The 14,415-nt window shown below is 47.4% G+C and carries 15 protein-coding genes, 1 pseudogene and 2 other annotated features; of the genes and pseudogenes, 15 read left to right on the top strand and 1 reads right to left on the bottom strand.

Annotation, left to right across the window (positions count from 1 at the left end; all coding sequences use genetic code 11):
- The first annotated feature begins 58 nt into the window (after positions 1–58).
- The 8 genes and pseudogenes from NST45_RS22325 (at position 59) to NST45_RS22290 (ending at position 6,220) form a co-directional block, all read left to right on the top strand.
- Positions 59–229, top strand: a complete 171-nt coding sequence (locus tag NST45_RS22325; RefSeq protein WP_155288087.1) for a hypothetical protein — start codon at positions 59–61, stop codon at positions 227–229.
- Positions 230–260: 31 nt separating this feature from the next.
- Positions 261–446 (top strand): H-type small acid-soluble spore protein, encoded by a 186-nt coding sequence (locus tag NST45_RS22320; protein WP_036676525.1) that lies wholly within the window; start codon positions 261–263, stop codon positions 444–446.
- A gap of 161 nt (positions 447–607) precedes the next feature.
- Positions 608–739, top strand: a pseudogene (locus NST45_RS22315) (multidrug resistance efflux transporter family protein); the annotation flags it as partial.
- 175 nt (positions 740–914) lie between these two features.
- The gene (gene tsaE / locus NST45_RS22310) at positions 915–1,376 is read left to right on the top strand and encodes a tRNA (adenosine(37)-N6)-threonylcarbamoyltransferase complex ATPase subunit type 1 TsaE (RefSeq protein ID WP_235219385.1); all 462 of its coding nucleotides are present in this window, start codon (positions 915–917) and stop codon (positions 1,374–1,376) included.
- A gap of 5 nt (positions 1,377–1,381) precedes the next feature.
- Positions 1,382–2,212, top strand: coding sequence for a tRNA (adenosine(37)-N6)-threonylcarbamoyltransferase complex dimerization subunit type 1 TsaB (tsaB, locus tag NST45_RS22305; RefSeq protein ID WP_038574144.1), 831 nt, complete (start codon positions 1,382–1,384; stop codon positions 2,210–2,212).
- Entirely contained in the window at positions 2,209–2,733 is a 525-nt protein-coding gene (rimI, locus tag NST45_RS22300) for a ribosomal protein S18-alanine N-acetyltransferase (RefSeq protein WP_036676521.1), read from the top strand. The genes tsaB and rimI overlap by 4 nt, the downstream gene beginning before the upstream one ends.
- Positions 2,730–3,779, top strand: a complete 1,050-nt coding sequence (gene tsaD / locus NST45_RS22295; protein WP_076104242.1) for a tRNA (adenosine(37)-N6)-threonylcarbamoyltransferase complex transferase subunit TsaD — start codon at positions 2,730–2,732, stop codon at positions 3,777–3,779. The genes rimI and tsaD overlap by 4 nt, the downstream gene beginning before the upstream one ends.
- Positions 3,780–3,821: 42 nt before the next feature.
- Positions 3,822–4,116 (top strand) — a binding site (T-box leader).
- Between the two features lie 52 nt (positions 4,117–4,168).
- Positions 4,169–4,448: a binding site (T-box leader), on the top strand.
- 236 nt (positions 4,449–4,684) lie between these two features.
- Positions 4,685–6,220, top strand: a complete 1,536-nt coding sequence (locus NST45_RS22290; RefSeq protein WP_339823852.1) for a 2-isopropylmalate synthase — start codon at positions 4,685–4,687, stop codon at positions 6,218–6,220.
- Between the two features lie 406 nt (positions 6,221–6,626).
- On the opposite strand, the gene NST45_RS22285 is transcribed toward NST45_RS22290, so the two are convergent.
- Positions 6,627–8,567 (bottom strand): ABC-F family ATP-binding cassette domain-containing protein, encoded by a 1,941-nt coding sequence (locus NST45_RS22285; RefSeq protein WP_339823849.1) that lies wholly within the window; start codon positions 8,565–8,567, stop codon positions 6,627–6,629.
- 244 nt (positions 8,568–8,811) lie between these two features.
- Between NST45_RS22285 and NST45_RS22280 the strand changes: the two genes are divergently transcribed.
- From NST45_RS22280 to groL, 7 genes are all read left to right on the top strand, one after another.
- Positions 8,812–9,447: a 5-formyltetrahydrofolate cyclo-ligase gene (locus tag NST45_RS22280; protein ID WP_076137219.1), complete on the top strand. Its 636-nt coding sequence runs from the start codon at positions 8,812–8,814 to the stop codon at positions 9,445–9,447.
- A 3-nt stretch (positions 9,448–9,450) separates the two neighbouring features.
- Positions 9,451–9,921: a cyclic pyranopterin monophosphate synthase MoaC gene (moaC, locus tag NST45_RS22275; protein ID WP_076099399.1), complete on the top strand. Its 471-nt coding sequence runs from the start codon at positions 9,451–9,453 to the stop codon at positions 9,919–9,921.
- Between the two features lie 85 nt (positions 9,922–10,006).
- Positions 10,007–10,492, top strand: a complete 486-nt coding sequence (locus tag NST45_RS22270) for a MogA/MoaB family molybdenum cofactor biosynthesis protein (RefSeq protein ID WP_036676512.1) — start codon at positions 10,007–10,009, stop codon at positions 10,490–10,492.
- A gap of 139 nt (positions 10,493–10,631) precedes the next feature.
- Positions 10,632–10,874 (top strand): twin-arginine translocase TatA/TatE family subunit, encoded by a 243-nt coding sequence (locus NST45_RS22265; protein ID WP_036676510.1) that lies wholly within the window; start codon positions 10,632–10,634, stop codon positions 10,872–10,874.
- Positions 10,875–11,017: 143 nt separating this feature from the next.
- Positions 11,018–11,785: a twin-arginine translocase subunit TatC gene (gene tatC / locus NST45_RS22260; RefSeq protein ID WP_076099398.1), complete on the top strand. Its 768-nt coding sequence runs from the start codon at positions 11,018–11,020 to the stop codon at positions 11,783–11,785.
- A gap of 511 nt (positions 11,786–12,296) precedes the next feature.
- Positions 12,297–12,578: a co-chaperone GroES gene (groES, locus tag NST45_RS22255; protein ID WP_036676506.1), complete on the top strand. Its 282-nt coding sequence runs from the start codon at positions 12,297–12,299 to the stop codon at positions 12,576–12,578.
- A gap of 78 nt (positions 12,579–12,656) precedes the next feature.
- Complete coding sequence (groL, locus tag NST45_RS22250; protein ID WP_036676504.1) at positions 12,657–14,288, top strand: chaperonin GroEL; 1,632 nt, start codon at positions 12,657–12,659, stop codon at positions 14,286–14,288.
- Positions 14,289–14,415 lie beyond the last annotated feature (127 nt).

Genomic DNA, 14,415 nt, shown 5'->3' with positions numbered 1-14,415 from the left:
GAGAAGCTTGGGAAAAAATAAACTCGGACCTGTGAAGTTGAGGAGGAGAATCTAAGGTATGGAACCAAGAGATAACGAATGGAGCGATGCGCTGAGCGAGCAGGATATTCCGGCCACAGTTGTGGATTGGGAGAGCATTATTGCGCCCACGGAGGCCAGTCAGGTATCCGATTCGGAAAAGCTGGATGCGGAACGAACCCTCGAAGATACGTCACCCTTAGAATCGTAAACTTTAGGAAAGATAAAGGAGGAGAACAGTTGTGGACGTCAAACGGGCACAGGATATTTATGCTTCTAAAGAGACTGTAAGTGTACATTTGGATGGGGAGCCTGTCTGGATTGAACATGTGGATGAAGAGAACGGTATGGCTACGGTACAAGTTGGCTCTCGACCAACCAATACGCACACTGTGGGTGTTGAACGACTCGAAGAGCAAGAGCACTAACAAAGGTCTACTTAGAGCGTACGTTAAAGCTGAATTATAGTTTTAAAAAAAGAGACTTTTTATGCTTAAGTTTGCGTAAAGGTCTCTTTTTTGATTTGGAGCATAACTGACATCAAGGTTGACGGTGTAAGATTTAAACCAATATATTGGATCAGGCAGGACAGTCCATTATTGTTGCGCTGAGTTCAGGAGTTATTGCGACAGTATTATTTTTTCAAGCTACGGATATGGTAAGGAGCAGTATGAGCGGATTAGCGGTAGTCGAAGCCACTCAATCTCGCAGCGTTCTGTATCGAAATCCAGCTTAACCATGCAAGTGAAAAAGAGGGCTGTACCTCCTTCGGCTTAAACAATGGGCAGGGACAGTTGTTGCGGTGGATGGACCATACCGATATAATTGAATGTAATGGTTTTCGACAGGGATATTTTAAAAGGTGGTAGTTGTAGTTGGACAAAACAGTCGAAACGGTGTTCACTTACCGTTCTTACAATCTGCAGGATACGGAGCAACTGGCAAGTGCAATAGCTGCTGCTTCAACGGCAGGAATGGTTATCGGTTTGGACGGTGATCTAGGCGCAGGAAAAACGGCCTTCTCGCAAGGTTACGCTCGCCATCTTGGAGTGAAAGGGATCGTAAACAGTCCTACTTTTACTATTATTAAAGAGTACGAAGGTCGTCTGCCGTTATATCACATGGATGTATATCGGATTTCACTTCAGGAAGCAGATGAGCTTGGATTGGATGAGTATTTCTATGGTCAGGGTGTTTGTTTGGTAGAATGGAGCAGTATTATTACGGAGTTAATGCCGCCGCGGCATATGCATATATACATGGAAACAGTTGGACCGGAGGAACGAATCATTACGGTGACCGGAATCGGGGCGCCTTATGGTGAGCTTTGCCGGGAGCTGATCCAGAAGTGGGGTTAATGAATATGACGAATGAGAATACAGAGCCGCGCAAGCGGCTTTTAGCGCTGGATACATCAACTGCTGTATTGGGGGTTGCAGTGACCGAAAATGGAGAATTATTGCATGAAATTAATGCTTCCGGTGAACGGAATCATTCGGTGCATTTGCTGCCGATTATAGAGCAGGCGCTGCAAGCTTCGGGAACAACCGTTGCTAATCTGGGCGGGATTGCAGTTGGTGTGGGTCCGGGATCTTATACGGGAACACGGATCGCGGTTACGGCTGCCAAAACGCTGGCTTGGGCATGGAATGTCCCAGTAGTTGGTGTTTCGAGCCTGCATGCTGTGGCATGGGGTGGGTATGAAACAGCCCTTAAGAATAAGACGACAGCAGAGTCAGGACAAGCCAGTGCGAACAGTGGCTACGGTCCAGACTGGATCATTCCACTGATGGATGCGCGCCGAGGACAGGTCTACACAGGGTTATTCGCAGCGGATGGGAATAGTGTTCTCAGCCGCCTTGAACCAGATGCCATCCGGTTGATGGCCGACTGGGTGGAGTACTTGGCAGAACGTTTACAACAGGCTTCAGCCGAAGGAACTAAACCAGCTATTCTATGGTTTGTTGGAGAAACCGCTGTACATGGCAGCGAAGAATCACTACATCCGCTGGCGGAACTCGGCACTTCTGTAGCTGTTCCTTATGAGCTGGAGGGGCGTTGGACAGGCTTCCTTGGTGAAGCCCGGCTGCAAGTAGAGAATGATGATATTCATAGCTTAATCCCTAACTATACTCAGATTTCGGAAGCGGAGGCCAATCTGCGGTTAAGTAGTAAAGGAGGCTTAAAACGATGACGGAAGTGGAATCATTGAGAGCACAAGAGGCTGATCTTGTTTTTCGCCTGATGAAGCTGGAGGATATACCGGACATCCTTATTATTGAGCGTGAAGCCTTTACCATGCCGTGGACAGAGGAAGCTTTCCGGAATGAGCTGACGCATAATCATTTTGCTAAATACATGGTCATGGAGCTGGCGGGTCATATAATTGGCTATGCTGGAATGTGGGCTATCGTGGATGAGGCGCATGTGACGAATATTGCCTTACTCGAAGCTTATCGTGGACGTAAATGGGGTGAGCGCCTGTTGGAAGAGTTAATGAATACTGCCTCTTACGTAGGCATGAAGTCCATTACACTTGAGGTGCGGGTATCCAACGAGGTAGCTCAGAATTTATATCGTAAAAAAGGCTTTCGTTCTGCCGGCACGCGCAAAGGATATTATTCCGATAATCGCGAGGATGCACTCATTATGTGGGCGGATCTACCGGAGTATAAGGAGCACGGCTATTTGGAAGGAAGCGTGGACTTGAAATGAAGACAGAAACAGGCACAGCTCAACCTGTACTAATACTTGCTATAGAGACGAGTTGTGATGAAACCTCGGTGGCCGTGGTCAAAAACGGATCAGAAGTGTTATCCAACATTATCTCGAGTCAAATAGAGACACATCGCGCTTTTGGGGGCGTGGTGCCAGAAGTGGCTTCCCGTAAACATGTGGAGGTAATTACGCTCGTAATCGAGGAAGCGCTCGCCAAGGCAGGCGTTACACCCGAACAATTGACTGCGGTAGCGGTGACTCAAGGCCCGGGGTTGGTGGGCGCTTTACTGGTCGGTGTAGTAGCAGCTAAAAGCCTTGCCCTTGCATGGGGCAAGCCGTTAATTGGCACGCATCATATTGCAGGCCACATCTATGCTAACCGCCTGGTTGCAGAGTTGCAGTATCCTTGCATGACACTAGTAGTGTCAGGTGGACATACTGAACTGGTTCATATGGAGCGTGAGGGTGAATTTCGAATTATCGGCCGCACGCGTGATGATGCTGTAGGTGAAGCATATGATAAAGTGGCTCGGGCGCTTGGGTTTCCTTATCCCGGTGGCCCCCATGTAGACCGCCTGGCACGCGAAGCGACGGAAGTTGTTGCATTGCCGCGGGTATGGCTGGAGCCGAACTCTTATGATTTCAGCTTCAGCGGTCTAAAATCGGCGGTGCTGAATGTGGTGAATCAGAGCAAAATGAAAGGTCTTGAACCCAATGTCGCAGGCATCGCCCGGGGGTTCCAAGAATCCGTAGTAGAAGTGCTGGTGGAAAAGGCGGTACGCGCCGTTAAAGCCACTAACTCCAAACAGTTATTGCTCTGTGGGGGTGTCGCTGCTAATGGTGGACTCCGCTCGGCATTAATCTCGCGCTGTGAAACGGAGGGCATTGAACTTATTATTCCTCCACCGGTGTATTGCACGGATAATGCGGCGATGATTGGAGCGGCTGCATACGTGAAGTGGCAGCATGATGGAGGAATACCGCTGGATATGGTTGCTGACCCTGGATTCTCACTGGAACAATGGTCTGTATCTGCCTATTGACATCATTTGGAGCTAACGGGTATAATCAGTTCAATTAAACAAGCAAACGCGATGAGCGGAAGTAGTAAGGATACTCTGGGATAAGAGAACTGCGGGTGGGTGCAACGCAGTCGAAGGAGTCCTGAACTCGTCTGGGAGCGGAGCGGTGGAAGCATTACTGGCAATTGTCGCCGGAACGTTTGTACACCGTTTACGGGTAACCTCCGTGATAGGGTGGTCTAGTACCTAACATACTGGACCGTAGAGTGGATGTTCAATTGGAATCGGCAGGAACTTAGCCGATACAGAGCATCAACAAGAGTGGTACCGCGAAGGTTAACAGCCTGTCGTCTCTTGAATGAGATGGCAGGCTTTTTTGTATGGATTTAGAGTGGTGAATAATTTATATAATACACGCTAAGAACGGGAGTAGTAGAGTTTGACGGTGAACAGAGAGCTGCGGGTTGGTGCGACGCAGTCACCGGATTTCTTGAAGCTCGCCCGGGAGCGGAGCGGCGGAACAAGAGTACGCTGCCTACGGCTGTCCTCGTTATCGGACCTTCCCGGTTTAAGCTGGCACTCCAGCTTAAACCGGGAAGAAGAGCTGGACGCAGCTTTAAGGCTTGTTATTAAGACAGCCGATGCGTCAAAAAGAGTGGTACCGCGGAGGGGTAACCCGCCGTCTCTTTATTAGAGACGGCGGGTTTTTGCGTTCTTGTAGAAGAAGTCCGAGTTATGGACTCATCGCTACATAAGACGCCAAAATTGAACGCTCTGCACATTGTGCAGAGATTCATTTGTATCAGCTGCCGGCAGCAGTGGGTGGGAAATGAGCAGAACCGCAAGTCGACGTGTGGTTCTGCGCTGAAGCATAGGATAGAGATAAAGCATCCAATTACATGAAAACAAAACTAGGAGGAATTCAGATGATTATTCCAGTTAAGAAATGTATACAAATTTTCGATACGACTCTGCGCGATGGTGAGCAAGCCCCTGGGGCGAGTCTGACTCCTGAGCAAAAAATATTGCTGGCCTATAAGCTTGCTGATCTGGGTGTTGATGTAATGGAGCCGGGGTTCCCGGTATCGAGTCCTGGAGATTTTGCAGCGGTGCAGACGATTTCGCGCAAGGTGCGCAACGTGGAGATTTGTGGTTTCGCGCGGGCTGTAAAAGGAGACATCGATGCTGCAGTCCGGGCCACTCAAGACGCTGAACGTCGGCGGATTCACTTGTTTATTTCTTCTTCTGATATTCATTTGCAGCATCAACTACGTATGAGCAGAGCTGAAGTCGTAGCTAAAGCGCGCGAGATGACGGCTTATGCGCGACAATTCTGTGATGTAGTTGAATTCACGGCCATGGACGCTGCACGGACAGGGATTGATGATCTGATTGAAATGGTTGAGGCAGTTATAGAGGAAGGGGCCTCCATTATTAACCTGCCGGATACAGTAGGATACGCATTGCCACATGAATATGGCGAGATGTTCCGGAGAGTGCGGCAGGGAGCAAGAGGTGGCGGCAAGGTCAGCTATAGTGCCCACTGTCATAATGACTTGGGGCTGGCTGTAGCTAACAGTCTGGCAGCGATTGATGGAGGGGCGACTCAGATAGAAGTCACCGTGAATGGTGTAGGCGAGCGCACAGGGAACTGCGCACTGGAAGAGCTTGTTATGGCGCTCGAAACCCGCGGCGATGCAATCGGTGCAGAAACAGGCATCGTGCTCGATAAACTGTATGATACTTCACGGCTGATTAGTGGAGCGATGCATTTTCCAATCGCTTATAACAAGCCGGTCGTCGGAAGAAATGCCTTCCAGCATGAATCCGGGATTCATCAGGATGGCCTGCTCAAGGATCGTAGTACCTATGAGATTATGGATCCCGAACGGCTGGGCATCCCCCGCAGCATGATCATTCTGGGCAAACATTCTGGCAGACATGCGCTGAAGGATCGGGCTGCGAAGTATGGAATAACGCTGGAGCCTGCGGAGCTGGATGCACTTTATGAGTCCTTTAAAGAGACCGCTGACCGTCAAAAGGTGGTCAGTGATGACCAACTGCTGCAAATGGTAAGCAGTACAACTGGACAACAAGCTCAGGTCTATGAGCTGGGTGAGGTTCAGGTATTGGCGGGCAGTGCCCAGCGCCGTGTAGCTGCAGTTACGGTACGCCATCTGCAGACTGACCGGGAAACGTCACATACCAGCACTGGCGAAGGCCCGCTTGAAGCGATTATCGCCGCTATTGGGCAAGGGATTGCTGAGGAGATAGACTTTGCAGGACTCGAGCTTCATTCGCTTGGAAGCGGAGAGAATGCTCAAGCAGAAGCAGCGGTGATGGTGGAGTGGGAGGGTCTAAAATTCAGAGGCACGGCCACTCACCAAGATATAATTATGGCGGCTGGCATCGCTTATATCGCAGCCTGTAATGCTGCCCTGCTCTCTACACAGATTGTCTAAAATACGACGTGCCCGCTGTCAGTTTAGGAGATAGCGGGTTCTTTTTTAGCATAAATTCGGTCTTGTAAAATGGGGTTACGTCTTTTGTCAAGTTGTGGACAACGTTATCCACATATTCTGCCTGAGTTGTGTAAAAAGTGCGTAAAATCAGCAATAACGGCTTTTTTCAAAATGCTCTAATAAACAATTTTGTTGGCAATGAAACACTGTGAGAATTGTGGATAATGTGGATAGATCCGTGGATAATAATTCCTTTTCCTTGAAAATACCGATTTAACGCATAAAAAAGACCCCGAAGGGTCTTTTAAAGTAGGGAGTTATACACGAAACCTGTGTATAGAGCTGTGGATAACTATTTATGAACAAATCTAGAACTATGAAAAAATATTTATAAGGAGGATTTACATTATTCGTCAGCAAGGATTTCCCATTCGCTAAAGAAATCTGCCAGCTGAGATTTTTTGTTCTTTAGGTCCTCTTCATAACCTTGAAGTGCTAAATAATCCTGATAAACTTCAGGTTTAGTCATTTCATGCTCTATAAATACGATCGATTCTTCGAGTGTGGCGATGTTCTCCTCAAGCTCTGCGATACGCCGTTTGCGGTTACGATCTTCACGCTTAGCCTGCTTGTCTGCTTCAAAAGAGGTTACAGCGCTTTTTTCAGGTACAGCAGTGTCCTTATTGACGTTTTTAGTAGCAAGTTCAGCGGCATCTTTTGCAATCTCTTCTAATTCTCGTTTCTTCTCGACATAGTCATCGTAGTTGCCGAGGTATTGGTCGATCCCTTCGGGATGCAGCTCCAGTACGCGTTCAGCCATTTTGTTCAAAAAATAACGGTCATGGGAGATGAACAGCAGGGTGCCTTCGAAATCAATTAAAGCAGATTCCAGAACCTCACGGCTGACCAGATCCAAATGGTTGGTAGGTTCATCGAGAATTAGCATATTTGCACCGCGGAGCATTAGTTTAGATAACGAAACCCGAGCTTTTTCGCCGCCGCTGAGTGCGGAAATTTTCTTAAGAACATCCTCTCCGCTAAAAAGAAAATTGCCAAGGATCGTACGAATTCTGGCTTCCTCGATCATTGGATATTCACTCCACAGTTCTTCCATAACCGTATTTTGTGGATTAAGTCGGGTTTGTTCCTGATCATAATAAGCAATTTTTACTTTAGTACCCCAATTCACCGTTCCGGCAGAAGGCTCACGGGTTCCGGTCATACACTGCAGCAGCGTGGATTTACCGATACCATTGGGACCAATCAGGGCAGCAGTCTCCCCGCGACGAAGCTCAAAAGAGGCGTCCTTGAATAAAGGTGAACCTTCATTAAAGGCAACCGCAACATTGCGCACTTGAAGCACCTCTTTTCCAGACATGAAGTCTGGCTCAAAGGAGAAGCTAGCTTTCTTCAGATCGCCCATTGGGCGATCTAGACGATCCATCTTTTCAAGCGCTTTGCGTCTGCTCTGTGCACGTTTTGTGGTGGATGCCCGGACAATATTTTTCTGAACGAAATCCTCCATCCGCGAAATTTCATCCTGTTGCTTCTCATATTGCTTCATCCGTGCTTCATATTCGGCAGCCTTCAAATCTACATACCGACTGTAGTTACCTGTATAACGCCGGGACTGGTGCCGCTCGATCTCTACAATAGTGGTCACGAGCCGGTCTAGGAAATAACGGTCATGGGATACAACCAGAATCCCGCCAGCATAGCTGCGGAGGTAATCCTCCAGCCACGTTAACGTTTCGATATCCAGATGGTTAGTAGGCTCATCCAGCATCAGAAGATCTGGAGCCTGAAGCAAAATACGGGCCAGCGCGAGCCGGGTCTTTTGGCCTCCACTAAGGGTAGAAATGGGTGTATCTGGTGGGAAATCACTGAAGCCCATGCCGTGTAGGACACTGCGAATCCGTGTATTCATTTCGTAGCCGCCGTGGTCCTTGAACCAATCCGAGCGCCGCGCATACCGTTCAAGCAGTTCTTCGTACCGCTTGGGGTCTTCCGCGAGCTTGGGATCAGCAATACTCACTTCTAACTCTCTCAGCTCAGTTTCGGCTTCGATCAGCGGAGCGAAGACCGCCATCATTTCTTCATGAATGGTTTTGTCAGATTGAAGTCCGCTATTCTGAGCTAAATATCCGATTGTTGTTTCTTTTGATTTATGAATTTGACCGCTGTCATAAGACATCTCACCGGCCAGAATTTGTAGAAAAGTTGATTTGCCGGCACCATTCACACCCACTAGCCCGACACGTTCCTTTTCATTTACCTGTAGGCTTATGCCATCCAGTACGTTCTGTATACCATATGATTTAGTAATTCCTGTCGCTTGAAGAAGCATAACGATGAAACCTCCACCCTTGCATATTTCGCCTTGGTATTTATCCCTCAGCCGTATGAACAACTTATTCTATAGTTTACATGAAAAGCGTTTCCCAAGCGAGGGTTCGATCTAATGTAAGGAGGGAATAACGACCTAGTCCGATAACACAGTTCTATCCACCTTGGCGAACCGGGGAGAAGAGTGGTAAACTGGATTTACAAACAAGGATAAGCTAGGGATGAATAAGAGGGGGAGGCCGACAATGTCCAGCGAGGAGTCGGAGATCTCCAAAGTAAAGCAACAATTACGAGCGGAGAAGACCATCGCCCGAAACGAGCTGTCTTCGGACCAGAGAAGTAAACTATCATCTGAAGTCTGCCACTATGCATTGGAGTGGCTGGAGACGAAGGGTATAACTTCACTAATGGCCTATGTGTCTTTTCGTTCAGAGCTTGATACCCGCCCACTTATCACACAGGCGTGGAAAGATCAGCGTAAGGTGCTGTTGCCGCGTGTAATTCCAGCAAGCGGTGAAATGAGTGTCCACGCGGTGAATGCATGGAGCGATTTAGAGCCGGGGGCTTATGGTATCCATGAACCTGTTGTCTCCAGCAGAGATTTATTAGAGATTGAAGAGATTAAGCTACCTGCTGTTGTGTTCGTACCAGGGCTAGCATTTGATCTTCAGGGCGGCAGGCTTGGCTACGGTCGAGGATACTATGACCGGCTACGTGCGTCTTGGGAGAAAGCCGGGTACGTTAGCGCACAGCCCCCGATATGGATCGGGTTAGCTTACGGCATGCAGTTGGTTCCAAGGGTGCCGATGGATGAGCATGACGCTTTAATGGACATGCTGATTACTGAAAATGGTATAGTGCACTGCCGAAAAGGAGAGTGAGCCATGGAATTGACCCATTTCAACGAGCAGGGAAGAGCTCGTATGGTGGATGTGAGTGAGAAGGAGATCACGAAGCGGACAGCTGTCGCGCGGAGTATGATCAAGATGGCTGCTGGAACGCTGAGCGCCATTAAGAGTGGCAAGATCAGCAAAGGTGATGTCCTTGCTGTTGCGCAGATCGCCGGGATTATGGCGGCTAAGAAGACGTCAGACTGGATTCCGATGTGCCACCCGCTGCCACTTACCGGTATTGATATCAGCTTCTCCGATAACAGCGAAGATGAACTTTATATAGAAGCAACAGTCCATACTACAGGAAAAACCGGAGTAGAGATGGAGGCTTTAACCGCTGTTTCTGCCTCAGCACTAACGGTGTACGACATGTGTAAGGCTATTCAGAAGGATATGATTATCGGACCGACGCTTCTGGTATCTAAGAGCGGGGGCAAGAACGGAGATTATGCGCTCAAATAATTATCAGCTGCTTTTAATTGAAGCGCTGATGCGAGCAGGCTGAACTGTACAGCCAACTATACATATAGAGAGGAAGGACAAACCTATGGCGTGGAAGACAGCAATCCTAACGGCCAGTGATAAAGGGGCCAGGGGTGAACGGGAAGACACGAGCGCCCAGGTTATTCGGGAGCTGGTGGAAGAGGAACTAGGTGGCGAGATCATTGAATATCGAATCGTTCCCGATGAACAAGATGAGATTATCGCAGCCTTGATTGAACTGACGGACTATTTTCAGGCAGATTTGGTACTGACCACCGGAGGCACAGATCTGGCAATTCGTGATGTGACCCCGGACGCTACTCGGCGAGTGGTAGAACGGGAAGTGCCTGGGCTCTCAGAAGCTATGCGCAGTACAGTGATGCAAAAAAACCGTGCAGCTATGCTTTTTCGTGGGATATGCGGCATTCGCGGTCGCACGTTGATTGTCAATTTACCTGGAACGCCGAAGGGTGTTCATGAGAATCTGGCAGCTATTATGGATCAATTACCGGAAGCACTACTCATGGTAACTGGCCAATACCGCCAATAACCCTTTGTCATCTTCTTGTCACGTCACAATGATAATCTATTTATAGAAGAAAGTGGATGTAACTGTGACATAAGTTATGGTATTATTAAATTAAAGTAAACGATACCATGAACGGACAGGTGGACAAGGAGGAATAATAATGTTTAGTGGAATTGGTACTCCTGGTATTATTTTGTTGGTCATACTGGCACTTCTGCTCTTTGGCCCAAATAAACTGCCAGAGCTAGGCCGTGCAGTTGGACGAACCTTCCGTGAATTTAAGGAAGGCGCGCGTGAAATCATCGGGGATAATGAACCGGTGAAGAAGAGCGAAGCTCCTGTGCCGACGGCCCCGCAAACGGTCGCTGCAGATATTCCTCAGGACAAACGCCTGCCGGAATAATAGAAGATCTTTCAATGGGGCAATCTCAGGAGTCTACTAGACTTGAGGAGACGCCCCTTTTTCTTTGCTTTCCGCAGCAACGGACACTGCTTTGAAGAAAGTTAGTGTTATCTTTTTTACTCTTGTCATGGGATGGTGTCTGGATGTCTCTGAAATCGGAAGAAATGTCGGTGGTGGATCATCTCACCGAGCTGCGCAAACGGATTATTTATGTGTTAATCGTATTTGTCCTTGGATTAATAGGCGGATTATTTTGTGCAAAGCCCATTTACGATTATTTGATTAGCACGGACCTGGCGCAAGGTTTTGTTCTGCATGCATTCTCATTCTGGGATGGCATTGGGATGTACATGAAGATCGCGATGGCCGTTTCGCTAGTGATTTCTGTCCCGTTTATTGCCTACCAGCTGTGGGCATTTATCAGTCCGGGCCTGCGGCCGGAGGAGCGAAGTGCGACACTTCGTTATGTTCCCTATGTGTTTATTCTTTTCCTTATCGGTCTTTCTTTTGCTTATTATATTGTTTTTCCAATGGCACTTTCGTTCACGATCTCAATTACCAGAAGCATGGGACTGGAAGAGACCTACGGGATTGCACAGTATTTTAACTTCATGTTCAGCCTGGTATTGCCGCTGGCCTTGCTGTTTGAACTTCCATTGCTGGTGATGTTTCTGACCAAACTAAGAGTTCTCAACCCGCTACGCTTGCGTAAAATGCGTCGGTACGCCTATTTCACGCTTGTTTTTATTGCTGTAGTTATCACGCCCCCGGATTTTATCTCAGACTTTCTAGTGACGATTCCACTGCTCATTTTGTATGAGTTCAGTGTATTTTTATCTGCATTTGTCTATCGCAAGCAACTTGCTGCGGACGCGGCACGGGATGAACGCTATGTTCAGAAGCAGGAGTGAGGAGAGAGGCTGCCGCTTAGTAGATTTTCTACGAATGTGGCAGCTTTTTGCTATAAGTTGATTTCATTAGTTGGATTGAATACACTTAATAAGTAATTGTTATCGATCGATCAGGATCATTAGATGCAATGGTTTAACCATTCTAGCAACGTTCATATCTATATGGGGTGAGAGGAAGGCGCTGGAATCCTACGCATATTTTCAAAACCCGTGGATACAATGTAATAGAGTGTGTGCTTGGACAAGCAGTGAAACGTATTTTTTTGCGAAAACTAATACGAATTTGTGTAAAAAGACTTGAAATCCGGGCTCAAGTTGAGTATCATAAAAATTGTTGTTAGCACTGCACGCTGTTGAGTGCTAACGCTCTTGAAAAATAGGAGATGGGCTGGAGATTAGCAGGGTTCCATTGATATTTTTCAAGAACATCACAGAATTCTAAGTTTGACCGGTAAGTTCTAAACTATGTTTTGAAGCAAAATAACATAATTTTAAAGGAGGCTATTTTTTCATGATCAAACCATTAGGTGAACGCGTATTGGTGCTACCGAGCGAGCAGGAGGAAACAACTTCATTCGGGATTGTGCTTCCGGACTCCTCGAAAGAAAAGCCACAAGAAGGAACTATTATTGCAGTAGGTAGCGGAGCTTTGAAAGATGGAGTACGTGTAGCGCTTGAAGTTAAAGAAGGCGACCGTGTTCTTTTCTCAAAATATGCAGGTACAGAAATCAAATATGAAGGTAAAGAATATTTGATTATGAAAGAAAGCGACATTCACGCGATTCTTGACTAAGCAAGAGTCGATCATAAGCGAAATCTAAACTACTTAAAGTAATAGGATATACAAAAAATTCTAGGAGGTAATTACACAATGGCTAAAGAAATTAAATTCAGTGAAGAAGCTCGCCGCTCTATGCTTCGTGGTGTAGATGCTCTGGCAAACGCGGTAAAAGTTACACTTGGACCAAAAGGCCGCAACGTGGTGCTTGAGAAGAAATTTGGTAGCCCACTCATCACTAACGATGGTGTAACGATCGCTAAAGAAATCGAACTTGAAGATGCATTCGAGAACATGGGTGCTCAACTGGTTAAAGAAGTTGCTACTAAGACTAATGATGTAGCCGGTGACGGTACTACAACTGCAACGGTTCTGGCTCAAGCTATGATCCGCGAAGGTCTGAAGAACGTAACTGCTGGTGCTAACCCAATGGTTATCCGCAAAGGTATCGACAAAGCGGTTCGTGCAGCTGTTGAAGAATTGCAAAAAATCGCTAAGCCTATCGAAGATTCTCAAGCTATCGCTCAAGTAGCTGCTATCTCTGCTGCTGACGATGAAGTAGGTCAATTGATCGCTGAAGCTATGGAAAAAGTAGGTAAAGACGGTGTTATCACTGTTGAAGAATCCCGTGGATTCGCTACTGAGCTTGAAGTAGTAGAAGGTATGCAATTCGACCGTGGTTACATTTCCCCATACATGATTACTGATACAGACAAAATGGAAGCTGTTTTGGAGAATCCATACATCTTGATCACTGATAAAAAAATCAGCAGCACTCAAGAAATTCTTCCATTGCTTGAAAAAATCGTTCAACAAGCTAGACCGCTTGTTATTATCGCTGAAGATATCGAAGGCGAAGCACAAGCTATGCTGATCGTGAACAAACTGCGTGGAACATTCAACGCTGTTGCTGTTAAAGCTCCTGGCTTTGGCGACCGCCGCGAAGCTATGCTGCAAGATATCGCTGCCCTGACTGGTGGCCAAGTGATCACTGAGAAGCTCGGTCTTGATCTGAAGAGCACTTCCATTGAACAACTGGGTAACGCACGTCAAGTACGCGTAACTAAAGAAAACACAACAATCGTAGACGGAAGCGGCGACAAAGCGGACATCAATGCACGCGTAAGCCAAATCCGTGCTCAACTGGAAGAAACAACTTCCGAGTTCGACAAAGAGAAATTGCAAGAGCGTCTGGCTAAATTGGCTGGCGGCGTAGCCGTTGTCAAAGTTGGCGCTGCAACTGAAACTGAACTTAAAGAGCGCAAACTTCGCATCGAAGATGCCCTGAACGCAACTCGCGCAGCGGTTGAAGAAGGTATCGTATCCGGTGGGGGTACAGCTCTTGTGAACGTATATAACGCTGTTGCTGCTGTAGACGTAACTGGCGACGAGAAAACTGGTGTTAACATCGTGCTTCGCGCGTTGGAAGAGCCAATTCGCACCATCGCAGCTAACGCTGGTCAAGAAGGTTCCGTAATCGTGGACCGCTTGAAAAAAGAAGCAGTAGGTATCGGCTACAACGCTGCTACTGGTGAATGGGTGAACATGTTCGAAGCGGGTATCGTTGACCCTGCTAAAGTAACTCGTTCCGCGCTGCAAAATGCTGCATCCGTAGCTGCTATGTTCTTGACTACTGAAGCTGTTATCGCTGACAAGCCTGAGCCTGAAAAAGGCGGCGGCATGCCAGATATGGGCGGCATGGGTGGAATGGGCGGCATGATGTAAGGAAATCATTATCGAAGCAATTCGATGATGAGTTTCCTTGAGAGGAAACACCATTTGACCACATAGTATAAAAATGAGAGACCTTTCATAAGTTCATTGAACTTTTGAGAGGTCTCTCATTTTTTTG

The sequence above is a fragment of the Paenibacillus sp. FSL R7-0163 genome (assembly GCF_037969975.1).
Classification (GTDB): Bacteria; Bacillota; Bacilli; order Paenibacillales; family Paenibacillaceae; genus Paenibacillus_AQ; species Paenibacillus_AQ odorifer.
This window is presented reverse-complemented; position numbering and strand designations above follow the sequence as displayed.